Genomic DNA, 26988 nt, shown 5'->3' on the forward strand with positions numbered 1-26988 from the left:
CCCGCACCCACCCAGCGGAAGGGCGTGGGGGGTTGGTTTCTCCCCCCCCCCTCCCTCCCCCCCCCCGGGTCCGGGCAGAGCCCGGGGAACGGCGGAAGGGCGGGTAGGGGACAGCCCCGCAGGGCCGGACCGCCACGCTAGCCGCGCGGGACCCGTACGACGCCTTCCTGGATGACGGTCACGGCCAGGCGGCCGTCCTGGGTCCAGATGCGGGCCTGGCCGAGGCCCCGGCCGGCGGCCGCCGAGGGCGACTCCTGGTCGTACAGCAGCCATTCGTCCGCGCGGAACGGCCGGTGGAACCACATCGCGTGGTCCAGCGAGGCGCCGACCACGTCACCCACCGCCCAGCCGCCGCGGCCGTGCGCGAGCAGGACCGAGTCCAGCAGGGTCATGTCGGAGACGTAGGTGGCCAGGCAGGTGTGCAGCAGGGGGTCGTCGCTCTCCAGCTTGCCGGCGGTACGGAACCACACCTGCGAGCGCGGCTCCACCGGCTCGCCGACGCTGCCCCAGGGCGGGGTCGTGGCGTACCGCAGGTCCACGGCCTCGCGCGTCTCGATCAACCGCTCCACCGTGCCCGGGTCGCGGAAGATCTCCCGGTACGCGGGCAGGGACTCGGCCGCCGTGGGCAGGGACTCCGGGTCCGGGGCCGACGGCATGGCGACCTGGTGGTCGAGGCCATCCTCGTACGTCTGGAACGACGCGGAGAGGTGGAAGATCGGCTGGCCGTGCTGGACGGCGACGACCCGGCGGGTGGTGAAGGAGCGCCCGTCGCGGATCCGGTCCACCGAGTAGACGATGGGCGCGCTCGTGTCCCCGGTGCGCAGGAAGTACGAGTGCAGTGAGTGCGCGGTGCGGTCCGCGGGGACGGTCCGGCCGGCCGCGACCAGCGCCTGGGCCGCGACCTGACCGCCGAACACGCGCGGTACCAGGGAAGGCCGGCTGGTACCGCGGAAGATGTTCTCCTCGATCTGCTCGAGGTCGAGCAGATCGAGGAGCGTCGTCAGTGCCTCGTTCATGGGGGAAGGGTAGGTGTCCCGAGCCAGATCCCTAAGGGCCCTTAGAGGCCCATGGACTTGGCGATGATGGACTTCATGACCTCGCTGGTGCCGCCGTAGATGCGGTTCACGCGGTTGTCGGCGTACAGGCGGGCGATCGGGTACTCGTTCATGTAGCCGTAACCGCCGTGCAGCTGGAGGCACTTGTCGATCACGCGGTGCGCGACCTCGGTGCAGAACAGCTTCGCGGACGCGGCCTCGGCCGCCGTCAGCTCACCGGCGTCCAGGGCCTCCAGGGCGCGGTCGGCGACGGCCTCGGCCGCGTCCACCTCGGCCTGGCAGGCGGCCAGCTCGAACTTGGTGTTCTGGAAGTGCGCGACCGGCTTGCCGAAGACGGTGCGCTCCGTGACGTACTGCTGGGCGAACCGGATCGCGGCCTTGGACTGCGCGTACGCGCCGAAGGCGATGCCCCAGCGCTCGGACGGCAGGTTGGCGCCGAGGTAGTAGAAGCCCTTGTTCTCCTCGCCGAGCAGGTCCTCGACCGGCACCTTCACGTCGACGAACGCCAGCTCGGCGGTGTCGGAGGTGCGCAGGCCCAGCTTGTCCAGCTTGCGGCCGATGGAGTAGCCCTCGGACTTGGTGTCCACGGCGAAGAGGGAGATGCCGAAGCGGCGGTCGTCCTCGCGCGGGGCGGAGGTACGGGCGCAGACGATCACGCGGTCGGCGTGCACGCCACCGGTGATGAAGGTCTTGGAGCCGTTGAGGACGTAGTGGGTGCCGTCCTCGGAGAGCTTGGCGGTGGTCTTCATGCCGGCGACGTCGGAACCAGTGCCCGGCTCGGTCATCGCGAGGGCCCACATCTCCTCACCGGAGACGAACTTCGGCAGGAAGCGCTTCTTCTGCTCGATGTCGGCCAGCATCTTGATGTACGGCAGGGCGAGCAGCACGTGCACGCCGGAGCCGCCGAAGTTCACGCCCGCGCGCGAGGTCTCCTCGTAGAGGACGGCCTCGAACTTGTGCGTGTCCAGGCCCGCGCCGCCGAACTCCTCGGGGACGTTGATCCCGAAGATGCCCAGCTCGCCGAGCTTGTAGTAGAAGTCGCGAGGTGCCTGACCGGCGGCGAACCACTCGTCGTAGACCGGGACGACCTCGGCCTCGATGAAGGCGCGAATGGTCTCGCGGAACGCCTCGTGGTCCTCGTTGAACACCGTACGGCGCACGGCCGGCTCCCTTCGGTCGCGGCAGTCCGCCGCCTTATCTAAGCGCTTGCTCAGATTAAGTTACCGGCGAGTTGTCAATCCTGTCCAGAGTGCGTCGGAGACGTCACACCGTCCCCCGCCGGTCGCACCGATAAGTTCCGCCCGCACCCGCGGTCTACCGCTACGACACGTACACGAAGGAGACAGGCGATGGGTACGTACGTCCAGCTCGGTGATGTGAACACCTGGTACGAGGAGCACGGCGGCGGCGACCCGCTCGTGCTGATGCACGGCGGTCTGGTCGACGCCCGGTTCTTCGCACCCAACCTCGGCCCCCTGGCCGAGCACTTCCACGTCTACACCCCCGAGCGCCGCGGGCACGGACACACCCCGGACGTACCGGGCCCCATCACCTACCAGCTCATGGCCGACGACACGATCGCCTTCCTGGAGACGGTCGTGGGCGGCCCCGCCGACCTCGTCGGACACAGCGACGGCGCGTTCGTCGCCATGCTGGTGGCGATGCAGCGCCCGGAGCTGGTCAAGCGGCTCGTGATGATCAGCGGCGGCTTCAGCAAGGCGGGCGAGGCGATGCCCGACATGGAGTGGGACGTCGACCAGATCTTCCGCTTCCTCGGACCCACCTACGGAGAGGTCTCCCCGGACGGCATCGACCACTTCAGGGTCGTGGCCGCGAAGATCGGCGAGATGGCCGCCAAGGAGCCGAACCTCCGGGCTTCCGACCTGGCCGCCGTGACCCAGCGCGCGCTGGTGATGTTCTCCGACGACGACCTCGTCACCATGGGCCACGTGGTGGAGATGTACGACGCCCTTCCCCACGCCGAACTGGCCGTCGTCCCCGGCACCTCGCACTTCCTCACCCAGGAGAAGCCCGCGCTGGTCAACGCGATCGTCCTGGACTTCCTCCTCAACGACCCGGTTGCGACGGTGGCGGCGATCCGCCGGGCGGCAGGCTGAGGTCCAGCAGCGCGTGGAGGCGTACGGCGGGCAGGCCCGGGTTGGCCGCGGCGGCCTGCGCCGTGTCGGGGTCTTCCAGGAGCGCCGCGAGCACCTCGCCCGGCAGCAGCGGGTTGGCCGCGGCGGCCCGGCGTACGCGGGCCTCGGGGTCGGCGAGCAGCCGTACGGGCGCCTCGTCCAGGGTGGTGTCGGCGGCGGCCAGCGCGCGGACGTCCGGGTCCTCGTGGTCGAGCAGGTGCCCCAGTCCGGTGCGGGGCAGGCCGGGCAGCGTCAGGAGGTGCGGTCGCTGCCCGGGGCGGGCGAGGAAGGTGTCCAGCAGGATCGCCGGCGGGGCCAGCGGGTGGTGGCAGGCCAGCCGGTGCCGCACCTCCGGATCGGGGTCCTCGGCCAGCCGCTCCACCAGTTCCTCGGGCAGCCGGGAGTGACTCGCGGCGACCCGGCGGAGAACCGGGTGCTCGGACGCCGCGCACGCCGCGTACCAGTCCGGGTCCGGCTCCACGAACAACTCGCCGATCGGGCAGGTGCAGTCGACCGCGTGGCGGCCGACGACCTGGTCGATGGCATTGCGCTGTTCCCAGGTCCGGGGCAGCGGGTGCACCCGTGCGCGCAGCCGCACCGTCTCGTCCGGATCCTCGGCCAGCTCCGCCAGAAGCGAGGGGTGGACATCGGCCCGGGCCGCCACGCGTTCCCGGACCTCGGGATCGGGGACGCGGGCGAGGCGCGGCAGGGCGTCGGTGGGCGTGTGGCGGTTGTACGCCAGCCCGTACAGGTTCCGTCCGGAGGCGAGGCAGGCTTCGACCACGGCCCGGGACAGGGCGAAGTTGGTGAGCAGGACCGCCCGGTTGTGGCAGTCGCGTTCCGGCAGCTCGGCCTCCATGGCCTCGGGGTCCAAGTAGCGGCTCTGCCGGGCCGCGGCCTCGCGTACGGCGGGATCCGGGTCGGCCAGGAGGGCCTCGCGCTGCCGGGGGGTGAGGCACTGCCACAAGCCGGCCCCCTGAGACCGGAGCACGGGGTTCGCGTGCTCGGGCAAGCGGCGGCGGAAGCGCGCCGGTATCTGCCGGGAGGACTCCAGTTCCTGACGGATCTCGTCCGCCGTGAGCCACCCGTCGCCGCCCGGGTCGTCCCGCACGGTCAGCAGGGTTTCCAGGACGTCGTCGGGCAGCGGACGGACCGTGCGCCGCCGCCTGCGCGGCCCCCCGGCGAGAGCGGCGCGCACCAGCGACGAGGGGTCGTCGACGAGCCGGCCGCGCTGCGCGGGATCGGCGTGGGGATTGCGGGCGAACCCCCGGCGGACCGCGGGCTCGGGGTGCGCGAGCACCGCCTCGATGACGTCCGCCGGCAGGTCGCGCTCCTCGCAGAGGGTGGTCCAGGCGGTCCGCGCGGCCGGGTCGAGAAGGCGCATCAGGACGTCGGACGGCGCGGCGGGGTTGGCGGCGACGCCGTGCAGCCACTGTTCCGGGAGCGAGGAGGACATCGGGACATCCTGTCAGCGATCATCCTCGGTCGGCAGGCCGGTCGGCAGGCCGGTCGGCAGGCCGGTCGGTCGCCCGGTGTCAGTCGCCCGGCGGGGGACCCGCCTCGTGGCGCAGGGCGAACCACAGCTCCATGCGGGTGTCCGGGTCGTCCAGGTCGCGCTCCAGCAGGGCCGCGCAGCGGGCGATGCGCTGGCGGACCGTGTTGCGGTGGACGCCGAGCGCGGCCGCGCTGCGGTCCCAGCTGCCGTGGTGGGCGAGCCAGGAGCGCAGGGTGGTGCGCAGCGCGGGGTTCAGCGGGGCCAGCAGGGCCTGCGCGTGGGCGCGGGCCTCGGCCTCGCCGACCAGCCCCGCGAAGCCGGGGTCCGCGTGCCGGGCGAGCGGGGTGCGGGCCGCCTCCGCCCGTTCCAGGGCGCGCCGGGCCTGGGCGTCGGCGGCCACCAGGTCCTCGGGCGCGGCCGGGGCGCTGACCCCCAGCCGCCAGCCGGGCTGCGGGGCGGGCTCCCGGGCGCTGAGCAGGCGTACGTCCTGCCCGTGCGCGTCGAGCAGTACGGTGCCCAGCGCGGCCGCGAGGGCCTGCGGGTCGCCGCCGCCGCGGGCGTGGACCGCGTACCAGGGCCCGGGGGCCAGCGCCTCGGCCGGGGAGCCGCCGAGGAGCAGCCGGGTGAGGGCCGCGGTCCCGTCCCCCGACGGGCGGCCGGCGGTGAGCAGCGCCAGCAGGACGGCGGCGACGGAGGCGATGGTGTGGTCGCCGGGCGCGCGGCCGGGCGTGGCGGTGCCGAGCGCTGCCGCGGGGCCGGGGCCGGGACCAGGACCGGGTACGGGCACGGGTCCGGGCCGGCCGGCAGGGCTGCCGGGGCTCGCGCCGCCCGCGTCCCGGAGCTTCTCGGGGGCCGGGCTCGCCGCGGGCGACGGGCGGCCGAGGGCGTAGGCGGCCAGGTGCCAGCCGGCGGCCTCGTCGGTCGCCGTCGCCGGACCGCCCGGCTGCCCGGCGCGGGCCAGCAGCGCGCGCAGGGCCTGCGCCGCCTCCTCCGGCGGCGGGTTCCCCGCCGAGCGGCCGTCCGGCCAGAGCGCGACATGGCCGCCCAGGCTCGCCGCGAGGCGGGACAGCACCGCCGGGACCGGTTCGGGCCGGGCGGCGGCCGCGGCGAGGGACTGCTGCGCCTCGGTGACCCGGCGCAGCTCGCGCGTACGGGCCTGCGCCATCAGCCGCCAGACCGTACGGGCCACCGCGGTGAACGGCGTCCCGGGCGGGACCTCCAGGAGCGCCAGCCCGTGGCGCTCGCACGCCTCGGCGAGGCCGGGCGGCACCTCCTCGTGCACGGGCGCCACACCGAAGCCGAGCGCGGCCGCGCCCGCGGCGACCAGCCGGCCGACGTAGCCGTCGGCGTCCGGCCCCAGCTGCGCCCCCGCCGTCAGCAGCAGCTCGCCGCCCAGCAGGTACGGGGAGGGGTCCGCCATCTCGGAGGCGTGCACCCCGTGCACCTCCGCCGTCCGGGGCCCGGCGAGGTGGCGCAGACCGAGCGCGCGCTCGGCGAGCAGGCCGCCGAGCAGGACCGGCGGGGTGAGCGGCTCCCCGGCGGGAGCCCCGGCACGGGCACCGTCAGGGCTCCCGGCAGAACCGCTGCCGTGCTCCGGATCGCGGGGAAGGCCGGGCATGGATACTCCGTACATTTCAGCTGTGCCAGATGGATGAAACGTACACTCCCCACCCGCGGGCGGCCCGCTTACGCTCGAAGGACCGCACCCGTAGGACCACAGAAGGGCACCCCCCATGAGCACGCAGCCGCGCGGCCCCGTCGACTCCTCCCGCATCCCGCGCTACGCGGGCCCCGCGACCTTCGCCCGGCTGCCCCGCCTGGACGAGGTCGGCACCGCGGACGTCGCCGTCGTCGGCGTGCCCTTCGACTCCGGTGTCTCCTACCGCCCCGGCGCCCGCTTCGGCGGCAACGCGATCCGCGAGGCCTCGCGCCTGCTGCGTCCGTACAACCCGGCCCAGGACGCCTCCCCCTTCGCGCTCGCGCAGGTCGCGGACGCCGGCGACATCGCCGTGAACCCCTTCAACATCAACGAGGCCGTCGAGACGGTCGAGGCCGCGGCCGACGAGCTGCTCTCCGCCGGTTCCCGCCTGATGACCCTCGGCGGCGACCACACCATCGCCCTGCCCCTGCTGCGCTCCGTCGCCAAGAAGCACGGCCCGGTCGCGCTCCTCCACTTCGACGCGCACCTGGACACCTGGGACACGTACTTCGGCGCCGAGTACACGCACGGCACGCCGTTCCGCCGGGCGGTGGAGGAGGGCATCCTCGACACCGAGGCGCTCTCGCACGTCGGCACCCGCGGCCCGCTGTACGGCAAGCAGGACCTCGACGACGACGCCAAGATGGGCTTCGGCATCGTCACCTCGGCGGACGTCTACCGGCGCGGCGCCGACGAGGTCGCCGACCAGCTGCGCCAGCGCATCGGCGACCGCCCGCTCTACATCTCGATCGACATCGACGTACTGGACCCGGCGCACGCGCCCGGCACCGGCACCCCGGAGGCGGGCGGCATGACCTCCCGCGAGCTGCTGGAGATCATCCGCGGGCTGTCCTCCTGCAACCTCGTTTCCGCCGACGTGGTCGAGGTGGCCCCGGCGTACGATCACGCGGAGATCACCTCGGTCGCGGCCTCGCACACCGCGTACGAGCTCACCACGATCATGAGCCGTCAGATCTCTGCCGCCAGGCAGGGCCGATAAGCACAGCGCGAGCGGCGGCGTAGGCGAAGGGCAACTGACACGTGACGCACGACCACGACCTGGTTCTCCGTCCCACCGAGGCCCAGACGGCCGCCGCCCTGGCGCCGCCGCCGGGCCGCACGGGCGGGGACCTGGTCGTGGAGACGCTGCGCTCGCTCGGCACGAACACCGTCTTCGGGCTGCCGGGGCAGCACGCGCTCGGCCTCTTCGACGCGGTCGGGCGCTCCGATCTCCGCCTCGTCACCCTCCGGGTGGAGAACAACGCGGCCTTCGCGGCGGACGCGTACGGACGGCTCACGGGCGAGGCCGTCCCGCTCCTCCTCTCCACCGGCCCGGGTGCGCTGACGGCCCTGCCGGCCCTGGCGGAGGCGGCGGCCGCCTCCGCGCCGGTGCTGGCCATCTCCTCGCAGGTGCCGACGCCCGGCCTGGGCGGCGGCCGGCGCGGCCACCTGCACGAGCTGCGGGACCAGTCGGCGTCCTTCCGGGACGTGGTGAAATCCGTCCACCAGGCCCGCACCCCCTCGCAGATCCCGTCGGTGATCGCCGAGGCGTGGGAATCGGCGCTCACCGCCCCGCACGGCCCGGTCTGGGTGGAGATCCCCGAGGACGTACTGCGCGCCGAGACCCTGATCCCCCAGGTCACGGGCATGGACGCGACCCCGCACGAGCTGGCCCCACGCCCGGAGCTCACGGCGGTGGCGGCCCACTGGCTGTCACGGGCCTCCCGCCCGGTGATCATCGCGGGTGGCGGGGTCATCCGCTCCGACGCGGCGGGCAAGCTCAGGCAACTGGCCGAACGCCTCAACGCCCCGGTGGTCACCACCTTCGGCGGCAAGGGCGCCTTCCCGTGGACCCACCCGCTGTCCCTCCAGTCCTGGCTGGAGGACCGCCACATGACGGACTTCCTGGAGGACGCGGACGTCCTGCTGGTCGTCGGCTCCGGCCTGGGTGAACTGTCCTCGAACTACCACACGTTCTTCCCGACCGGCCGGGTCGTCCAGATCGAGGCCGACCTCGGCAAGCTGGAGTCCAACCACCCGGCCCTCGGCATCCACGCGGACGCCCGCCTCGCCCTCCAGGCCCTGCTGGAGACGGTCTCCGAACGCGAGGACCCGGACGCCCCGGAGCGCGTCCGCCTCGTGCTGGGGGACATCGCGGCACGTCTGGCGTCGCAGGACGTCACCCTGGAACAGGGCCTCCTGACCTCGATCCGCGCGGCCCTGCCCCCTCGCTCCCCGTCCTTCTGGGACATGACGATCCTGTCCTACTGGGCCTGGTCCGCCTTCGACCCGAAGCACCCCAACACCATGCACTCGGCCCAGGGCGCGGGCGGCCTCGGCTACGCCCTCCCGGCGGCCCTCGGCGCGGCCGTGGCCGAGCCGGGCACCCCGGTCCTCGCGGTCTCGGGCGACGGCGGCGCGATGTACTCGATCGCGGAGCTGGCCACGGCGAAGCAGCACGACCTGGACGTCACCTGGCTGATCGTGGACGACGGCGGCTACGGCATCCTGCGCGAGTACGGCTGCGCGACGGGAACGGACCTCCCGGGTCCCGACTTCGTGTCGCTGGCGGAGTCCTTCGGCGTCCGGGCCTCCACCACCACCCCGGAATCCCTGAAGGACGACCTCAAGAAGTCCCTCACCACCCCGGGCCCCTCGGTGCTGGTCCTCCCGGCCACCCTCAAGATGTTCGCCCCGACGCACCTGGCCCAGGAGCCGCGCCCCTTCGGGTGATGACGCTGTGTCCCCGGGCCGAGCGGGCGGGGCGGGCGCCGTGGTGTGCGACGTTGGGCGGCGGACCGGACCCCGAGCAGAGGTGGTGGCGCCGTGATGCGCGCAGTCGTCCGCGGTCTTGTCGCGGCAGTGGTGGCCGGGGTGCTGGCCGCGGCCACGGGGTGTCAGAGCGGGGAGTCGGACGGCGGGTCCGAGACGCCGCCCCCGTCGACGGCCCCGATCGAGGAGAGCACGCCCGACGCCTCGGCCTCGGTGTTCCTCGGGCAGGGGGCCGACGACTCCAACCCGGAGCTCAACGTGCCGACCACGCCGATCGGCAAGCCGGCCAGCGGGGACGTCGCGGTGACCAACTCGGGCAGCGAACCCGTCACCGTCCAGAACATCGCCGCCACCACCAACACCGGCGAGACCTCGATCATCGAGGACACCTGTACGGGCGTCGAGCTGCCGCCGGCGGGCACCTGCCGGGTCCGGGTCCGGCACGTCGCGACGGAGGCCGGCTCCTACAGCGGGGAGCTGACCGCGACGACCTCCGACGGCAACGTCCTGTCCGTCGGCATCACCGGCGAGGCGCTGGGCGAGGTCACCCCCAGCGCCGAAGTCACCCCGGACACCGGGACGCCGTCGCCGACGCCGACGCCGACCCCCGAGGACACCTACACCGAACCCGAGAGCGTCGAGCCCGGCCCCACCTGACAGGACCCCGCCCGCGTCACGGGCGGAGTTCGATCCTGATGGTCGCGTCGTCGGGCAGGACCACCAGCGTGCGCTCCCGCTGCCGCGGCAGGTAGGAGACGAGGTAGAGGCGGGCCGCCGCCTTCGCGAAGAGGCGGAAGCCGCTGTACCGGTAGCGGTACGGGCCCTTGCCGGCGCCCAGGTCCTTGAAACGGATGTCCGGTGCGTGGTGGCTCAGGGGCACCCGGGAGTAGACGACCACCCTCGGGCTCTTGACGTAGCCGCCCCAGGCGTACTTCTTGGCATCGGTGCGGCCCGCCGCGTCCACGTACCGCGCCATGCCGAAGAACAGGCTCATCGTCAGCACCCCGAGGAGCAGGGCGCCGGCCGCCAGCCACAGCCGGTCCGCCGTACGGCTCTCCCCGGCCGGACCGCCCGGGCCGTCCGGACCGTCCGGACCGTCGCCCAGGCGCAGCTGTACGGCGGCGAACGCCAGCGTGGCGCCCAGGGCCACCGCGAGGCAGGGCGCGAACTCGCGCAGCCAGCCCCGGGGGAGCCGCGGCAGCCGGTCCTCCCAGAAGAAGACCGGGAAACCCGTCAGCACCAGCAACAGCCCGACCGCGAGCAGCCAGGCCGTCACCGTCCCGCGCCGGCCCGCATGCCCGGGCCGGGCCAGCCACCGCCCCGCCCACCCCAGTGCCAGCAGCGCGACGAGCCCGCAGCACAGCAGGAACCAGAGCGGGAAGAAGATCGCCCCCGGGCTCCTGACCAGATAGGCCTGGACGGAGAGCTGCATGTCGGCCGTCGGCACGCCGAAGGTGGCGTAGTACGCCTCGGTGTAGGTGCTGCCGAAGTAGTAGAGGAGACCGAGGGCGATGGTCCCCGGCGCCGCGATGTACGTCACCTTCTCCAGGAACGCCCTCGACGGGCCCGCAGTCTGCACGGCAGGCGTACGCGGTCCGGGCGGCGGCTGCTCCTGCGGCTCCGACATGCGCCCAGTCTGTCCGCCGGTCCCCGGGCCCGCACCCGGGGCCGCGCCGCCCGGCTGAAGCCGCAACGGAACCCGCAACGGAACCCGCGACGCGACCGGGGGATGAACCCGACCGGCCCACACCCCGGCGCTCCCGGCGTGCGCCGGAGCCGCCCGCCCCACACGTTCGAATCATTGCGGCGGGATGAAATCCGCCGGTCGGGGCGTTGGGGCTTCCGGCAGGACAAGGCGAACGGGGAGGCCTCACGTGACGGCGGCAGAGACGGCGACCGGGGACAAACAGGGCTGGGGCAGGCGGCTGGCCGCCTACACCTGGCGCTACAAGCTCAATGTGCTGCTCGCGCTCGGCTCCTCGCTGGCCGGCATGGCCGTCATGGCGCTGGTGCCGCTGGTCACCAAGGTCATCATCGACGACGTCATCGGGGACCAGAGCAAGCCCATGGGCCCCTGGGCCGGGATGCTCATAGGCGCGGCCCTCGTCGTGTACGTACTGACCTACATACGCCGGTACTACGGCGGGCGGCTCGCCCTCGACGTGCAGCACGACCTGCGCACCGACATGTACGACACCATCGCCCGCCTCGACGGGCGGCGGCAGGACGAGCTGTCCACCGGCCAGGTCGTCGGGCGGGCCACCAGCGACCTCCAGCTGATCCAAGGGCTGCTCTTCATGCTGCCCATGACCATCGGGAACTTCCTGCTCTTCGGGATATCCCTCGGGATCATGCTGGCGCTCTCCCCGCTGCTGACCCTCGTCGCCCTGCTCATGGCCCCCGCCCTCTGGTTCATCGCCAAGCGCAGCCGCAAGAAGCTCTTCCCCGCCACCTGGTACGCCCAGGGCCAGGCCGCCGCCGTCGCCACCGTCGTCGACGGGGCCGTGACCGGCGTACGGGTGGTCAAGGGCTTCGGGCAGGAGGAGCAGGAGACCGGGAAGCTCCGCGAAGCCGGCCGGCGACTGTTCGCCGGGCGGATGCGGGCCATCCGGCTGAACTCCCGCTACACCCCCGCCCTCCAGGCCGTGCCCGCGCTCGCGCAGGTCGCCATGCTGGCCCTCGGCGGCTGGATGGCCACCGAGGGGCAGGTCACCCTCGGTACGTTCGTCGCCTTCTCCACCTACCTCGCCCAGCTCGTCGGACCCGTGCGCATGCTCGCCATGGTGCTGACCGTCGGACAGCAGGCCCGCGCCGGCGTGGAGAGGGTGTTCGAGCTCATCGACACCGAGCCCTCGATCGAGGAAGGCACGCACGAGCTGCCCGCCGACGCGCCCGCCACCGTCGAGTTCGACGACGTCCACTTCGGCTACGACCCCGAGCGGCCCGTGCTCGACGGGTTCTCCCTCACCGTGGCGGAAGGGGAGACCATCGCCGTCGTCGGGGCCTCGGGAAGCGGGAAGTCCACCGTCTCGCTCCTGCTGCCGCGCTTCTACGACGCCGACCGCGGCGCCGTCCGCGTCGGCGGCCACGACGTCCGCGAGCTGACCTACGCGTCCCTGCGCGGCGCGATCGGCCTCGTCCCCGAGGACTCCTTCCTCTTCTCCGACACCATCCGCGCGAACATCTCCTACGGGCACCCCGAGGCCGGCGAGGAGCAGATCCGGGCCGCCGCCCGCGCCGCCCAGGCGGAGGGGTTCATCGAGGCCCTGCCCGCCGGGTACGACACCAAGGTCGGCGAACAGGGCCTCACCCTGTCCGGCGGCCAGCGCCAGCGCATCGCCCTCGCCCGGGCCATCCTCACCGACCCCCGGCTGCTGCTCCTCGACGACGCCACCTCCGCCGTGGACGCCCGCGTCGAGCACGAGATCCACGAGGCGCTGCGCGCCGTCATGGCCGGCCGGACCACCCTGCTGATCGCCCACCGCCGCTCCACGCTCGGGCTGGCCGACCGGATCGCCGTGCTCGAACACGGGCGGCTCGCCGACATCGGCACCCACGAGGAGCTGGAGGGCCGCTCCGGGCTCTACCGCAGGCTGCTCACCGACCCCGACGCGCTCGGCGCCGCCTCGCCGCGGACCCCGGACGCTCCCGCGATGTCGGAGTTCGAGCGGGACCTCGACCGTGACCTCGAACGGGACATCGAGCTCGAAGCCGAGATCGACTCCGAGCCCGTCAACGCCAAGCGCAGGGTCGCCGGCGGGATCACCCCCGAGCTCTGGCGCCGCCGGGAGGAGAAGGCCGGGGAGAAGTCCGGGGACGCCCCCGCCGCCGCCACCGGCGCGCCCGGAGCCGGGCATTCCATGGCCGGCGCGGTCGCCGGAATGCCGGCCACCCCCGAGCTGCTCGCGCAGGTGGCCGCGCTGCCGCCCGCCGACGACCGGCCCGAGGTGGACGAGACCCGCGCCGCCGCCGCCGAGGAGAGCTACGGCCTGCGCCGCCTGCTCCGCGGGTTCTGGGCGCCCCTCGCCATCAGCCTCGGCCTCGTCGCCGTCGACGCGGGCGCCGGACTGCTCCTGCCGATCCTGATCCGGCACGGCATCGACAAGGGCGTGGAGCAGGCCGTGCTCGGCGCCGTCTGGGCGGCGGCCGCCCTCGCCCTCGGTGTCGTCGCCGTGCAGTGGGTCGCGCAGTTCGCCGAGACCCGTATGACGGGCCGGACCGGCGAGCGCGTCCTGTACGCGCTGCGCGTCAAGATCTTCGCCCAGCTCCAGCGCCTCGGCCTCGACTTCTACGAGCGCGAACTGACCGGCAAGATCATGACCCGGATGACCACCGACGTGGACTCCCTGTCCAGCTTCCTGCAGACCGGGCTCGTCACCGCCGTCGTCTCCGTCTTCACCTTCTTCGGCATCCTGGTCGCCCTGCTCGTCCTCGACGTCGAACTCGCGCTGATCGTCTTCGCGACCCTCCCCGTCCTGGTCGTCGGCACGATCGTGTTCCGGCGCAAGTCGGTCGCCGCGTACGAGCTCGCCCGCGACCGGGTCAGCCTGGTCAACGCCGACCTCCAGGAGTCCGTCTCCGGCCTGCGCATCGTCCAGGCCTTCCGCCGCGAGGGCTCCGGCGCCCGCCGCTTCGCGGAGCGCAGCGACTCGTACCGCGAGGCCCGGGTCCGCGGCCAGTGGCTGATATCCGTCTACTTCCCCTTCGTCCAGCTGCTGTCCTCGGGCGCCGCCGCCGTCGTGCTGATCGTCGGCGCCGGCCGGGTGGAGGCCGGGACGCTCACCACCGGCGCGCTGGTCGCGTACCTGCTCTACATCGACCTGTTCTTCGCCCCCGTCCAGCAGCTCTCCCAGGTCTTCGACGGCTACCAGCAGGCCACCGTCTCCCTGGGCCGCATCCAGGGGCTGCTGCGCGAGCCCACCACCACCCCGCGCCCCGAAGACCCCCGGGAACTGCCGGAGCTGCGCGGGGAGATCGCCTTCGAGGACGTCCGCTTCCAGTACGGGACGGCGGAGGAACGCGGGGAGAAGGGGGAGGCGCTGGCCGGAATCAGCCTGCGGATACCCGCCGGGCAGACCGTCGCCTTCGTCGGCGAGACCGGCGCCGGGAAGTCCACGCTCGTCAAGATGGTGGCCCGGTTCTACGACCCGACCTCCGGCCGGATCACCGCCGACGGCGCCGATCTGCGGGAGCTCGACCTGACGGCGTACCGCCACCGGCTCGGCGTCGTCCCCCAGGAGTCCTACCTCTTCCCGGGGACCGTCCGTGACGCCATCGCCTACGGGCGGCCCGAGGCGAGCGACGCCGAGGTGGAGGCCGCCGCCCGCGCGGTCGGCGCCCACGACATGATCGCCACCCTCGACGGCGGCTACCTGCACACCGTCGCCGAGCGCGGCCGCAACCTCTCCGCGGGCCAGCGCCAGCTGATCGCGCTGGCCCGCGCCGAACTCGTCGACCCGGACGTACTGCTGCTCGACGAGGCCACCGCCGCCCTCGACCTGGCCACCGAGGCCCAGGTCAACCAGGCGACGGACCGTCTCGCGGGCAAGCGCACCACCCTGGTGGTCGCGCACCGGCTGACCACCGCCGCGCGCGCCGACCGGGTCGTGGTCATGGACCGAGGCCGGGTCGTGGAGGACGGCACGCACGCCGAACTCCTGGCGCGCGGCGGCCGGTACGCCGAGCTGTGGCGCACCTTCATCGGAGAGGACGAGCGCGCCGCCGCCTAGGCCGTCTCGGCGATCAGGCCGGATCAGAGTTCGCCGAAGAGCAGGTTGCCCGGGGCGTCCTCGTCGGTGCCCGTGTAGTACTCGCGGACGGCGCCGAGGAGTTCGTCCACGGTCAGCGTGCCGTCCCCGTCCGCGTCGATGCGCTGGAACAGCGCCTGGGCGTCGGCGGGGCTCAGCTCCGTGTCGAAGGCCTCCTGGGCCTTGTGGAACTCCTCCGGGCTGATGCGCCCGTCGCCGTCGGTGTCGACGATCGTGAGGATCGCCTGCACCATCGGCCGGAACGAGCGGTCGTACGCCGGCCCGCCCTGCGCGTACAGCCGGGTCATGCCCTGCTTGTACTCCTCGGGCGTGACCTTGCCGTCGCGGTCCATGTCCAGCTCGGTGAACAGGTCCTGCCAGAAGTCGGCCAGGCCGCCCATCACCAGGGTCGCCTTCGGCGAGGTGGCCGGCTCCGCGAGGGCCGAGAGCAGGCGGGACCCGAGCGCGATGATGTCGTCGGAGTCGATGACCCCGCTCCCGTCGGCGTCCAGGTGCGTGAAGGCGCGGTCCAGCTTGCGGTCGAGCAGGTCGTTCGTCATTTCGGTTTGCCTTTCACGGCTACGGCGAGCGGGCTTGCGGTTACCTAGCGTAATCTCCCTCTTGATCGTGAACTCCCGTTCTCCCGCTAGGAAGTTGTGGATGCACTCTTACGAGGTATGGGTGGCCGGAGCCGAGGAGCCCGGTACCCGTTGGGTTTACTGGCCTCGGGTGGGTCAACTGCTCCGCGAGCCCTTCGAGGTCCTCGCCCTCAAGGCCCGCCTGGAACGCGGCGAGGACCTCCCGTACGACGACCGCCTCCTCGCCGGACGCGTCGCCATGTCCACCCCGGACCAGGGGCTGCGGGCCCTGGCCGCCGCCCGCGCCGCCCAGCCCGGCTGGGCCGGGGTCCCGCTCGACGACCGGCTGGAGCTGCTGCACGGCGCCCACCGGGCCGTCACCGAGCGGCACGACGAGCTGATGGTGCTGCTGGTCGCCGAAGGGCATCCCGTACGGCTGGCGGCCTGGGAACTTGCCTCCGTGGCCAGCGGGTTCCACCCGGACTCCGTGGCCGACATCGCGGCCCAGCTGCGGCAGCCGGAGCGGACCGCGGCGGGCCGGCGCATCCGCATGGTGCGCAAGCCCGACGGGGTGGTGTGCCTGAGCCCGCCGCGCAACGCCCCGACCTCCAACTCCTTCTACGGGGTGGTGGCGCTGGCCGCGGGCAACAGCCTGGTCGTCAACGCACCGCCGACCGCCCCGCTCGGCGTCAGCTTCGTCTACCGGGAGATCGTGGCCCCGCTCCTGGAGCGCCTCGGCGCCCCGCCCGGCACCCTGAACGTGGTCTCGACGCACGCCCGCGCCGTGATGCGGCAGTGGCTGGACAGCCCCGACTGCGACGACGTCGTCTTCTTCGGCGGCTCCGAGCAGGGCCTCAAGCTGGAGCGGGAATGCGTGGCCGCGGGCAAGAAGCCCGTACTCGAACTGTCCGGCAACGACGGCGTGCTGGTGTGGGCCGACGCGGAGACCGATCTGGCCGCGCGGGCCCTGTGCGAGAGGTACTACGGCTCCGGGCAGATCTGCATGACCCCGAAGTTCGCGATCGTCCACCCCGAGGCGGCGGAGCGGCTGCTGAAGGAGCTGGTGGAGCGGGTGCGGGAGATCCGGCCCGCGCCGCCCGAGGACCCGGACACGGTGCTGAGCCCGGTGGTGAAGCGGGCCGAGTTCAGCGAGTTCCTCGACGAGGTGCTGGCGGCCGGCGGTGAACTGCTGTGCGGGGGCGAGTTCGTCGACGTGGACGACGTACCGGCGGGGGAGGGTCCCTTCATCCGCCCGGCGGTCGTCCGCGTGGACGGACTGGCCGCGGCCGCCCGGCTGCGCGCGTTCCGCGAGGAGACCTTCTTCCCGCTGCTGTGCGTGGTCGTCCCGCAGGCCCCGGTCTCGCTCGACGCGGCCATCGGCTTCCTCAACGCCAACCGCTACGGGCTGCGCAACTCCCTGTGGACGCGGGACGAAGGGGTCGTCGAGCGGTTCTGCGGGGAGGTGGTCAACGGCGGCATGCTGAAGGTCAACGACTCGCACATCGGCTGCCTGCCGGTGCTCCCGTACAACGGCGGCACGGGCGCGACGGGCGGGATCTTCGGCGAAGCCAACCAGCCCGCCGTGCGCACCACCCACCTCCAGTCGATCGCCGTCGCCACCCTGGTCCGGCCCCGGGAGGCGGTCTTCGACCACGCGGCGGACGTGATGTGGAGCGGGGTGAGCGGGGTGGGCGCGGTGGAGGCGGTGGCGGCCCCGGCGGGCTGAGTCCTTGCTCACCGCAACCTTCCGGGAGGCTCGAACGTCGTACGTGCGTGCGCACGCGGTACGTACGACCGATCGGGGGACAGGGTGTTGCAGACGTGGAGGGGGACGGGCCGCCGGGCCGTGTCCCTGGGGGTGTTCGTCGCGGCGCTGTGGCTCTGCCTCGGCGGGCTGTTCACGGGGGCGCCGCCGGCGCAGGCCTCGACCGGCGGCTGCGGGGGCCGGCTGGCCAGGACGCTGCCGTTCGAGACGGGTGAGGTGCGCGTCTACAAGAGCCGTACCCAGGCCTGCGCCGTGACCGTCGCCCGGGTCTCGGGCCAGCGGCGGCAGATGGCGGTGAGCATCCAGCCGCGCGGCGGGGTCCCGGTCCGCGACGCCGGGCGATTCACCCGATATGCCGGGCCTGTCACGGTCGGTGCCATCAGCCGGTGCGTGTATGTCAAGGGGAGCGTGGGGTCCGGATCGACCGATTCCGGCTGGATCCTGTGCTGAGGTCCCGTTTCGATCGGCCCAACTGGGTCTGTTCAGCGGTGCATTGACCCCGCTAGGTTCACGGCGACCGAAGTGGACTCAAGGGGAGGGTGAATGCGCAAGACGCTCGGATGGCTGCTGTCACTCGTGGTGCTGATCGGCACCATGGGCGCGGCCGGCTCCACGGCGCAAGCGGCCACAGCCGCGGAGCCGGCGGCTGCCACGGACATCAAGGACCAGATCCTCGGCATTCCCGGGATGAGCCTGATCGAGGAGAAGCCGTACCCCGGCTACCGCTTCTTCGTCCTGAACTACGAGCAGCCGGTCGACCACCGGCGGCCGTCGAAGGGCACCTTCAAGCAGCGCCTGACCTTGCTGCACAAGGACGTCTCGCGGCCGTCGGTGTTCTTCACCTCCGGCTACAACCTCAACACCAGCCCGCGCCGCAGTGAGCCGACGACCATCGTCGACGGCAACCAGGTGTCGCTGGAGTATCGATTCTTCAATCCCTCCCGGCCCGACCCGGCCAACTGGGCCAACCTGGACATCTGGCAGGCCGCCAGCGACCAGCACCGCATCTACACCGCCCTGAAGAAGATCTACAAGAAGAACTGGCTGGCCACGGGCGGCAGCAAGGGCGGCATGACGGCGACGTACTTCGAGCGGTTCTACCCGCGCGACATGGACGGCGTCGTCGCGTACGTCGCGCCCAACGACGTCGTCAACAAGGAGGACTCGGCCTACGACCGGTTCTTCGCCAACGTCGGCACCCAGGAGTGCCGCGACAAGCTGAACGCGGTGCAGCGCGAGGCGCTCGCGCGCCGCGAGCCGCTGGAGGCCAAGTACGCCGCGGCCGCCGCCGAGAACGGCTGGACCTTCACCACCGTCGGCGACCTCGACAAGGCCTACGAGGCCGTCGTCCTCGACTACGTGTGGGCGTTCTGGCAGTACAGCATGCTCGCCGACTGCGCCACGATCCCCACCGCCGCGACCGCGAGCGACCAGGAGATCTGGGACTCGGTCGACGCGATCTCCGGCTTCTCGGCCTACACCGACCAGGGCCTGGAGACGTACGTGCCGTACTACTACCAGGCGGGCACGCAGCTCGGCTCCCCGGACATCAAGCAGTCGCACCTGGACGGCCTGAGCCGCTACGGCTACCAGCCGCCGCGCAACTTCGTGCCCCGCGACATCCCCATGACCTTCCAGCCGCAGGTCATGCGGGACGTGGACACGTGGGTGCGCCACAACGCGAACCAGATGCTGTTCGTGTACGGGCAGAACGACCCGTGGGGCGCCGAGCCGTTCCGCCTCGGGTACGGGGCCCGCGACAGCTACGTGATGACCGCGCCGGGCGCCAACCACGGCGCGAAGGTCGCCGGGCTCCAGGACGGCGAGAAGGCCCTCGCCACCCAGAAGATCCTCCGGTGGGCGGGCGTGGCACCCGCCACGAACCTGTTCGGCACGGCGAAGGCGGAGCCGCTGGCGGCGCCGGACGCGCAGCTCGACCAGCGCGACCTGGAGCGCGAGCCGCAGCTGCGGCCGTAGCACCGCCCTTCGGGGCCGCGGGCTGACCGCCTAATACGTCAGCCCGTGGCCCAGCGGGTAGCGGCCCGGCACCGGGACCGGAAGGCGGCCGGAAGGCCGCACCGCCCCGGTGAGCACCCGGGCCGCCGCCCGCATCTCCACGTCCGTCCAGGAGTACGTCGCAAGCGATGCCGCACAGGCCGGCAGCCGGGCCGGGTCGTACGGGTTGCGGACGGCCACCAGGACCACCGGGATGCCGGTGGCGATCAGTTCCGTCAGCAGGGTGCGTTGCGGGCTTTGCCCTTCCGGGACGTTGTACGTGCACACCAGCACCGCCGCGTGACCGGCCGCCGCGGCCACCGCACGGGCCGGCGGCAGCGCCGTGGCCCGGCAGCCCAGCGCGGTCAGTTCCCGGGCCAGCACGGCCGTAGGGGGGCCGGTGGTCCCCGAGGGGGAGACCGGGTCCGTTCCGGTGACCAGCAGCCGGGGCCCGGAGGCCGCGTCCAGGGGCAGCAGCCCGGCCGCATTGGCCAGCAGGGTCGTCGTACCGGCCGCGATCTCGTCGGCCGCGTCGAGGTGCTCCCGGGTGCCGACCGTGTCGTCCACCGTCCCGGCCGTGGTGTACGTCTCGTCGAACAGGCCCCGGCGGGCCTTCAGTTCCAGGATCCGCAGCACCGACTCCTCGATCCGCGCCTCCGTCAGCTCGCCCGCCTCGACGGCCGCCAGCACGCTGCGGTACGCCAGCCCCAGGTCGGGCGGGTTCAGCAGCTGGTCGCAGCCCGCCAGCAGGGCCAGCACCGGGACGCGGTCGTTCCCGTACTTCTGGCGGACCCCGGCCATGTCCAGGGCGTCGGTGACCACCACCCCCTGGAAGCCCAGGCGTTCACGCAGGATGCCGGTGACGATCGGCCGGGAGAGGGTCGCCGGGTCCCCCGAGGGGTCGAGGGCGGGGAAGACGATGTGCGCCGTCATGATCGCGTCCACGCCCGCATCGATGGCGGCCCGGAAGGGCGGCTCGTCCAGTTCCTCCCACTGCGCGCGGGTGTGCCGCATGACCGGCAGCCCGACATGGCTGTCGGTCTCGGTGTCCCCGTGTCCCGGGAAGTGCTTGGCGGTGGCGGCCACCCCGGCGCCCTGGTAGCCGCGGACCTGGGCGGCGACCAGGGCCGCCACCGCGTGGGGGTCGGAGCCGAAGGACCGTACGCCGATGACCGGATTGGCCGGATTCACGTTGACGTCGGCCACCGGGGCGTAGTCCTGGCGGATGCCCATGGCGGCGAGCTCGGCGCCCGCGATGCGGGCGGCCCGCCGGGCGGCGGCGGTGTCGCCGCCCGCCCCGAGGGCCATTGCCCCCGGGAGCAGGGTCGCGGGCTTGCCGATCCGGGCGACGGCGCCGTGCTCCTGGTCGGTGGAGAGCAGGAGCGGGATCCGGGCGCCGGTGGCGAGGGCGGCCTGCTGGAGGCCGACGGAGAGCGCCGCGATCTGGTGCGGGGTGCGGGTGTTGTGGGCCCAGGAGAAGTAGATGATCCCGCCGAGGTGGTAGCGGGAGACCAGCTCTGCGGCGGTGCGCACGCCGAACAGCTGCTGGTTCTGCTCGGCGTCCGCCGGGTCGGGGTCGGTTGCCGAATGGCCGTACGCCCGGGACACGAAGAGCTGCCCGACCTTCTCGTCGAGGCTCATGTTCCGTACGTGGCGACGCAGGCGGGCGCGGTCGGGGAGGCCGGGGGCTCCGCCAGGGGAGTGCGGGTCGTCGGGGGCGCGGTGGGTGCCCACCGCGGCGGAGGCGGCGCCCGTGGCCGTGACGGCGCCCGAGGCCGTGACGGCGGCCATGGCGGCTGCGGCGAGCAGGGTCCGGCGCGAGGCGTGGTTCGGCACGGGCGGACCTTACCGCTGCCCTCTGGGGTGGGGCGGGCGTGTCGGGGCGTGTTGTGCGAGTGCCGCCGGTTGGCGGTGCCGGTGCCGGGCCGGGCTGGGCTGGGTTGGGCTTTCCGGGCTCTGCCCGGACCCGCGCCTCAAACGCCGGCGGGGCTGGATTTTGGCTGGCGCCGTCCGTGGTGGGGCCGGTTGCGGCGGGGCCGGGCGCGCGCCGGGGGCGTCTCCTCGGGCGCCGAACGTGGCGAGGGGTCGGGGGGTGCGGCGGCGTTGTGTTCGGCGCCCTGCGGGGACGCCCCGCCGCACACCCGGCCCCGCCGGAACCGGCCGGTTCGGTGGCCGGGGGCTACGCGGTTTGCCAGTGGGTTTGGAGGGTTTTTACGGCCTCGGTGATGGCGGGGCGGCGGGCGGCGCCGGTGCGCCAGAGGGCGTACAACCGGCGTACGGGGCCCGGCTCCAGGGGTACGGCCACGGCGCCCGGCGGGAGCGGGCCGGTGCCCAGGCGGGGGACGACGGCCACCCCGAGACCGGCGGCGACCAGGGCGACGATGGTGTGGTTCTCCTCGGCCACGTGCGCGATGTCGGGTTCGAAGCCGGCCGTGCGCAGGGTGCGTACGAGCCAGTCGTGGCAGACGCGGCCGGGGGGCTGGCAGATCCAGCGTTCGCCCCCGAGGTCGGCGCGTTGGATGACCCGCCGGGTGGTGAAGGGGTGGTCGGTCGGGACGACCAGGTCGCAGAGGTCGTCTCCGATGACTGCCTGTTCGATGCCCTCGGGTGCGGGCAGGGGGGCGATGTCCCAGTCGTGGGCCACCGCCAGATCGGTGACGCCCCGGGCCACCAGGTCGACGGAGAGGTGGGGGTCCACCTCGGTGAGGCGTACGTCGAGGGCTGGATGGCGGTGGGACAGGTCGGCGAGGACGGTGGGGAGGAGGCCGCGGGCTGCCGAGGCGAAGGCGGCGACGGTGAGGAGGCCGCTCGGTTGGCCGCGGCGTTCCTCCAGGGTGGTTTCGGCACGTTCCACGATCGCCAGCAACTCCTGGGCCGTGGAGGCCAGATGGCGGGCCTCCTCGGTGAGGGCGACTCCGCGGCCGCGTCGCTCCAGGAGGGTGGTGCGGGTCTCCCGCTCCAGCTTCGCGATCTGCTGGGAGACGGCGGAGGGGGTGTAGCCGAGGGCGGCCGCCGCGCCCGCGACCGAGCCGTGGACGGAGACGGCGTGCAGGGCGCGCAGCCGGGCCAGATCGAGCATGTCTTCATGGTGGCACCGGGGGCATCCGTAAGCAATGCTTCATTGGTTGCTGAAGAGATTCGCGCTGGTGCTACATGGTCGGGGCGTTGATGCTCGGAACATGCGTCCCGTACACACCGCACTCGCCGTGCTCGTCGCCGCCGTCTGGGGTTTCAACTTTGTGGTCATCGAGATCGGACTCGGTCACTTCCCGCCGCTGCTGCTGAGCGCCCTGCGTTTTCTCGTCGCCGCCGTGCCCGCCGTGTTCTTCGTCGGGCCGCCCAAGGTCGCCTGGAAGTGGATCCTCGGGGTCGGTGTGGCCCTCGGCATCGCCAAGTTCGGCCTGCTCTTCACCGGCATGGATGCCGGGATGCCGGCCGGGCTGTCCTCGCTCGTGCTTCAGGTGCAGGCGGTGTTCACCGCCGTTCTCGCCGCCGTGGTGCTCCGCGAGCGGCCCGGGCGCGTGCGGGTGTTGGGGATGGGGGTGGCGCTCGCGGGGATCGCGGTGGCCGCCGTGGACGGGGGCGCCGGTGGGCCGGTGCTCGGCTTCGTGCTGGTCGTGGCGGCTGCCGGGTGCTGGGGGGTGTCCAACGTGCTGACCCGCAAGGCCTCGCCGCCCGACGCGCTGAACTTCATGGTGTGGGTGTGCACGGTGCCGGTGCTGCCGCTGTTCGCGCTGTCGCTGCTGTTCGAGGGGACCGAGCGGGACCTGGCCGCGCTGCGGGGGCTGGACTGGTCCGGGGTGGGTGTCATCGGGTACGTGGCGTGGGTGTCGACGGTGTTCGGGTTCGGGGCTTGGGGGTATTTGCTGCGCCGTTACCCGGCTTCGTCGGTGGCGCCGTTCTCGCTGCTGGTTCCGGTTTTCGGGATGTCCTCGGCGGCCTTGGTGCTGGGGGAGTCCGTGTCGGGGCTGCGGTGGGTGGCGGCGGTGCTGCTGGTGGGTGGGGTGGCGCTCACTTCGCTGACCCCCGCTCGTCCGCTCAGCGCGGCTGGTTCTCCTGGAGCGGGAGCCGCCAGTCCTGGCCCGTCAGACTCACTCCGTACGAGCGGTGCGGGCGCTCCGCGATCAGCGTGAACCCGGCCCGCAGGTAGATCTCGCGGGCGCTGGTCAGCACGTCGTTGGTCCACAGCACCAGCTCGCGGTAGCCGACCGAGCGGGCGAAGTCGACGACCGTGCCGACGAGGAGGGCGCCGATGCCGTGGCCGCGTCCCTCCGGGTCGACCAGCAGCAGCCGCAGCCGGGCGGTGCCGGGTGCGCCGTCCTCCCGTACGCACATCACCGAGCCGACGGGGCGGCCGTCCAGCTCCGCGATCCACACCCGTTCCAGGTAGGGGTCGTGGTCCTGGGCGAAGTCCGCGACGATCCGGGCGACCAGGCCCTCGAAGTCGGTGTTCCAGCCGTACTCGGCGGCGTACAGCGCGCCGTGGCGCTGCACGATCCACCCCAGGTCCCCGGGCTCCGGAGCCCGCAGCCGCACCGTTTCAGCCATGGGCCAACTCTAGGCCGTACGGGTGTCCGAGGGCCTTCGAACCAGTTACTTCTTGCCGCCGCCGAGGATCTGGCCCAGGAGGTCGCCGAGGGCGCCGCCCGGAGTGGGGGCCGGGCCGGGCGTCGCGCCGGGGGCCGCGCCCGCCGTCGGGGCGCCCGCGGTCTTGCCGGAGGCCGCGCGCTTGGCGAAGACCGCCAGCAGGACCGGGATCAGCAGCTCGATGACCCGGCTGATGGTGGGGGCGGGGATGCCGGTCTTCTTCGAGACGGCGTTGGCCACGGGCTTGCTCACCTTGGCGAGCACCCCGGCCATCAGCCCGCCGCTCAGCAGTCCGCCGCCGAGGGTGGCCACGCCCTGCAGGGGCGGCTCGGCGACCTCCGCGACGGCCTGGCGCACCTCGTCGTCGTCATCGGCGTCGGCCTTCTCCTGGAGGTTGCCGGTCATCGCGCCCACCGTCTGCGCGACGGTGTCGCGGGCGCCGTTGGCGTCGGTGCCGAGCAGTCCGGCGATCTCGGTCAGCCTGTCGTCGCCGAGCTCGTTGAGGACGTCGTCCTCGAAGGAAGATTCACTCATGCCCGAAACGCTACTTCTGTGTCGATTTACCAGCACCTTGAGTGCGTGGTGTGTGGGCGTTGGGTAATGGAAACGTAAAGCTGTGCCTCCGGATGCAACCCTCGGGCCGCATCGTGGGTCGTATGTTGCGTCGGGACTTCCGGGGAGGGATCTGGGGGGATCGGGAAGTCCGGCACGGGAGGGGTAACCGTGAGGGGGTCCGGCCGCGAGGCGGGACCCCCTTCGCGCTGTCCACGGGTTGTCCACAGGCCTGACGCACTGTCGGCGCCGGGCGGTAGCTTCGGGTCATGGCGATGGACGGGGCGCGGGGCGCGGTGCAGATGGCGGTGGTCGAGGGGGTGCTCGAGCGCATCACCTACGCCAACGAGGAGAGCGGGTACACGGTCGCCCGCGTCGACACCGGCCGCGGCAGCGGTGACCTGCTCACCGTGGTCGGCTCGCTGCTGGGCGCGCAGCCGGGCGAATCGCTGCGCATGGAGGGCCGTTGGGGCTCCCACCCGCAGTACGGCAAGCAGTTCACGGTGGAGAACTACAGGACCGTGCTGCCCGCCACCATCCAGGGCATACGGCGCTACCTCGGCTCCGGGCTGATCAAGGGCATCGGCCCCAAGATCGCCGACCGGATCGTGGAGCACTTCGGCACCGACACCCTCGACGTCATCGAGGGCGAGCCGAAGCGGCTGATCGAGGTGCCCGGGCTCGGCCCCAAGCGGACCAAGCTGATCGGCGCCGCCTGGGAGGAGCAGAAGGCCATCAAGGAGGTCATGGTCTTCCTCCAGGGAGTCGGCGTCTCCACCTCCATCGCGGTGCGCATCTACAAGAAGTACGCCGACGCCTCCATCTCCGTGGTCAAGAACCAGCCCTACCGGCTCGCCGCCGACGTCTGGGGCATCGGCTTCCTCACCGCCGACCGCATCGCCCAGGCCGTCGGGATCCCGCACGACAGCCCCGAGCGGGTGAAGGCCGGGCTCCAGTACGCCCTGTCCCAGTCCGCCGACCAGGGCCACTGCTTCCTCCCCGAGGAGAAGCTCATCGCCGACGGGGTCAAGCTGCTCCAGGTGGACACGGGGCTGGTGATCGACTGCCTGGCCGAGCTCGCCGCCGATCCGGAAGGGGTCGTACGGGAGTCCGTGCCGGATCCGCAGGGCGGGCCGGACCCGCTGACGGCCGTCTACCTGGTGCCCTTCCACCGGGCCGAGCTGTCGCTGGTGGGGCAGGTGCGCCGGCTCCTGTACGCCGAGGACGACCGGATGCCCGGCTTTCAGGACGTGGACTGGGACAAGGCGCTGGGCTGGCTCGCCGGCCGGACGGGGGCCACGCTCGCCCCCGAGCAGCGGGACGCGGTCAAGCTGGCGCTGACCCGCCGGGTCGCCGTCCTCACGGGCGGGCCGGGCTGCGGAAAGTCCTTCACCGTGCGCTCGATCGTCGAGCTGGCCCGGGCCAAGAAGGCGAAGGTGGTGCTGGCCGCGCCCACCGGCCGTGCGGCCAAGCGGCTGTCCGAGCTGACCGGGGCCGAGGCCTCCACCGTGCACCGGCTGCTGGAGCTCAAGCCGGGCGGGGACGCGGCGTACGACCGGGAGCGGCCGCTGGACGCGGACCTGGTCGTGGTCGACGAGGCCTCGATGCTGGACCTGCTGCTGGCCAACAAGCTGGTCAAGGCGGTGGCGCCCGGGGCGCACCTGCTGCTGGTCGGCGATGTGGACCAGCTGCCCTCGGTCGGCGCCGGGGAGGTGTTGCGCGACCTGCTGGCCGAGGGCGGCCCGGTGCCCGCGGTCCGCCTCACCCGGATCTTCCGGCAGGCCCAGCAGTCGGGCGTGGTCACCAACGCCCACCGGATCAACACCGGTCTGCCGCCGATCACGGACGGGCTGCCGGACTTCTTCCTCTTCCCCGAGGAGGACACCGAGGCGGCCGGGGTGCTCGCCGTGGACGTGGCGGCCCGGCGGATCCCGGCGAGATTCGGCCTCGACCCGCGCCGGGACGTCCAGGTGCTCGCGCCCATGCACCGCGGCCCGGCCGGCGCCGGCAACCTCAACGGGCTGCTCCAGCAGGCCATGACCCCGGCCCGGCCGGACCTGCCGGAGAAGCGGTTCGGCGGCCGCGTCTTCCGAGTGGGCGACAAGGTCACCCAGATCAGGAACAACTACGAGAAGGGCGCCAACGGTGTCTTCAACGGCACGGTCGGCGTGGTCACCGCCCTGGACGTGGACGAACAGCGTCTGACGGTGCGGACCGAGGAGGACGAGGAGATCGGGTACGAGTTCGCGGAGCTCGACGAGCTGGCCCACGCGTACGCGGTCACCATTCACCGTTCCCAGGGGAGTGAATATCCGGCCGTGGTGATCCCGGTCACCACCGGGGCTTGGATGATGCTCCAGCGGAACTTGCTGTACACGGCCGTCACGAGGGCGAAGAAACTGGTCGTCCTCGTCGGGTCCCGCAAGGCCCTCGGCCAGGCGGTGCGTACCGTTTCCGCAGGCAGGAGGTACACGGCTGTAGCACCCAGACTGGCCGGCCGCCTACCGGTGGGAAACATCACCTAAATGATCGATCATTTGGGGTTCCACCAACCGGGCGGAGGGGGCAGGATGTTCAGGTTGGCGGCACTCAGTGCCGCCAAAAGCAC

The 26988-nt window shown here is 72.8% G+C and carries 19 protein-coding genes and 1 pseudogene; 10 read left to right on the top strand and 10 right to left on the bottom strand.

Annotation, left to right across the window (positions count from 1 at the left end; all coding sequences use genetic code 11):
• Positions 1-137: 137 nt before the first annotated feature.
• Together tesB and ACZ45T_RS04230 are read right to left on the bottom strand one after the other, a co-directional pair.
• Entirely contained in the window at positions 138-1016 is an 879-nt protein-coding gene (gene tesB / locus ACZ45T_RS04225; protein ID WP_468437296.1) for an acyl-CoA thioesterase II, read from the bottom strand.
• Positions 1017-1057: 41 nt separating this feature from the next.
• Positions 1058-2215, bottom strand: a complete 1158-nt coding sequence (locus ACZ45T_RS04230; protein WP_468437298.1) for an acyl-CoA dehydrogenase family protein — start codon at positions 2213-2215, stop codon at positions 1058-1060.
• Positions 2216-2404: 189 nt separating this feature from the next.
• Between ACZ45T_RS04230 and ACZ45T_RS04235 the strand changes: the two genes are divergently transcribed.
• Complete coding sequence (locus tag ACZ45T_RS04235; RefSeq protein WP_468437300.1) at positions 2405-3172, top strand: alpha/beta fold hydrolase; 768 nt, start codon at positions 2405-2407, stop codon at positions 3170-3172.
• Here the strand turns inward: ACZ45T_RS04235 and ACZ45T_RS04240 are convergent.
• On the bottom strand, positions 3123-4646 hold the full coding sequence (locus tag ACZ45T_RS04240; RefSeq protein WP_468437302.1) for a hypothetical protein: 1524 nt from the start codon (positions 4644-4646) through the stop codon (positions 3123-3125). The two genes, ACZ45T_RS04235 and ACZ45T_RS04240, sit on opposite strands and share 50 nt — an antisense overlap.
• A 79-nt stretch (positions 4647-4725) precedes the next feature.
• On the bottom strand, positions 4726-6303 hold the full coding sequence (locus tag ACZ45T_RS04245) for a helix-turn-helix domain-containing protein (protein WP_468437304.1): 1578 nt from the start codon (positions 6301-6303) through the stop codon (positions 4726-4728).
• A 115-nt stretch (positions 6304-6418) separates the two neighbouring features.
• On the opposite strand from ACZ45T_RS04245, the gene speB reads away from it, so the two are divergent.
• From speB to ACZ45T_RS04260, 3 genes are all read left to right on the top strand, one after another.
• A complete protein-coding gene (speB, locus tag ACZ45T_RS04250) occupies positions 6419-7384 on the top strand; it encodes an agmatinase (protein ID WP_468437306.1) in 966 nt (321 codons plus the stop codon).
• A 41-nt stretch (positions 7385-7425) separates the two neighbouring features.
• Positions 7426-9117, top strand: a complete 1692-nt coding sequence (locus ACZ45T_RS04255) for a thiamine pyrophosphate-binding protein (protein ID WP_468437308.1) — start codon at positions 7426-7428, stop codon at positions 9115-9117.
• A 96-nt stretch (positions 9118-9213) separates the two neighbouring features.
• Entirely contained in the window at positions 9214-9813 is a 600-nt protein-coding gene (locus ACZ45T_RS04260; RefSeq protein WP_468437310.1) for a hypothetical protein, read from the top strand.
• A 16-nt stretch (positions 9814-9829) separates the two neighbouring features.
• Here the strand turns inward: ACZ45T_RS04260 and ACZ45T_RS04265 are convergent, their stop codons facing one another.
• Entirely contained in the window at positions 9830-10783 is a 954-nt protein-coding gene (locus ACZ45T_RS04265) for a hypothetical protein (protein ID WP_468437312.1), read from the bottom strand.
• A gap of 247 nt (positions 10784-11030) precedes the next feature.
• Between ACZ45T_RS04265 and ACZ45T_RS04270 the strand changes: the two genes are divergently transcribed.
• The gene (locus ACZ45T_RS04270) at positions 11031-14885 is read left to right on the top strand and encodes an ABC transporter ATP-binding protein (RefSeq protein ID WP_468437314.1); all 3855 of its coding nucleotides are present in this window, start codon (positions 11031-11033) and stop codon (positions 14883-14885) included.
• Positions 14886-14908: 23 nt separating this feature from the next.
• Here the strand turns inward: ACZ45T_RS04270 and ACZ45T_RS04275 are convergent, their stop codons facing one another.
• A complete protein-coding gene (locus ACZ45T_RS04275; protein ID WP_468437317.1) occupies positions 14909-15463 on the bottom strand; it encodes an EF-hand domain-containing protein in 555 nt (184 codons plus the stop codon).
• A gap of 169 nt (positions 15464-15632) precedes the next feature.
• Here ACZ45T_RS04275 and ACZ45T_RS04280 point away from each other — a divergent pair, with 169 nt between their 5' ends.
• The 3 genes from ACZ45T_RS04280 to ACZ45T_RS04290 all read left to right on the top strand — a co-directional run bounded on the left by ACZ45T_RS04280 (position 15633) and on the right by ACZ45T_RS04290 (position 19223).
• Positions 15633-17207, top strand: coding sequence for an aldehyde dehydrogenase family protein (locus ACZ45T_RS04280; protein ID WP_468437318.1), 1575 nt, complete (start codon positions 15633-15635; stop codon positions 17205-17207).
• Positions 17208-17294: 87 nt separating this feature from the next.
• Positions 17295-17696, top strand: a complete 402-nt coding sequence (locus ACZ45T_RS04285; protein WP_468437320.1) for a hypothetical protein — start codon at positions 17295-17297, stop codon at positions 17694-17696.
• A 93-nt stretch (positions 17697-17789) separates the two neighbouring features.
• Complete coding sequence (locus ACZ45T_RS04290; protein ID WP_468437322.1) at positions 17790-19223, top strand: S28 family serine protease; 1434 nt, start codon at positions 17790-17792, stop codon at positions 19221-19223.
• A 30-nt stretch (positions 19224-19253) separates the two neighbouring features.
• On the opposite strand, the gene ACZ45T_RS04295 is transcribed toward ACZ45T_RS04290, so the two are convergent.
• Together ACZ45T_RS04295 and ACZ45T_RS04300 are read right to left on the bottom strand one after the other, a co-directional pair.
• Entirely contained in the window at positions 19254-21077 is a 1824-nt protein-coding gene (locus ACZ45T_RS04295; RefSeq protein ID WP_468437325.1) for a glycoside hydrolase family 3 protein, read from the bottom strand.
• Positions 21078-21420: 343 nt separating this feature from the next.
• Positions 21421-22320, bottom strand: a complete 900-nt coding sequence (locus ACZ45T_RS04300) for a LysR substrate-binding domain-containing protein (protein ID WP_468437327.1) — start codon at positions 22318-22320, stop codon at positions 21421-21423.
• 100 nt (positions 22321-22420) lie between these two features.
• Here ACZ45T_RS04300 and ACZ45T_RS04305 point away from each other — a divergent pair, with 100 nt between their 5' ends.
• A complete protein-coding gene (locus ACZ45T_RS04305; protein ID WP_468437329.1) occupies positions 22421-23374 on the top strand; it encodes an EamA family transporter in 954 nt (317 codons plus the stop codon).
• On the opposite strand, the pseudogene ACZ45T_RS04310 reads toward ACZ45T_RS04305, so the two are convergent.
• Together ACZ45T_RS04310 and ACZ45T_RS04315 are read right to left on the bottom strand one after the other, a co-directional pair.
• A pseudogene (locus ACZ45T_RS04310) lies at positions 23280-23792 on the bottom strand (GNAT family N-acetyltransferase); the annotation flags it as partial. The gene ACZ45T_RS04305 and the pseudogene ACZ45T_RS04310 overlap by 95 nt on opposite strands.
• A gap of 42 nt (positions 23793-23834) precedes the next feature.
• The gene (locus ACZ45T_RS04315; RefSeq protein ID WP_468437331.1) at positions 23835-24362 is read right to left on the bottom strand and encodes a DUF937 domain-containing protein; all 528 of its coding nucleotides are present in this window, start codon (positions 24360-24362) and stop codon (positions 23835-23837) included.
• Positions 24363-24655: 293 nt separating this feature from the next.
• Here ACZ45T_RS04315 and recD2 point away from each other — a divergent pair, with 293 nt between their 5' ends.
• Positions 24656-26905, top strand: a complete 2250-nt coding sequence (recD2, locus tag ACZ45T_RS04320; RefSeq protein ID WP_468438005.1) for an SF1B family DNA helicase RecD2 — start codon at positions 24656-24658, stop codon at positions 26903-26905.
• The last annotated feature ends 83 nt before the right edge of the window (positions 26906-26988 follow it).

Source organism: Streptomyces sp. NPDC030995, from assembly GCF_055571215.1.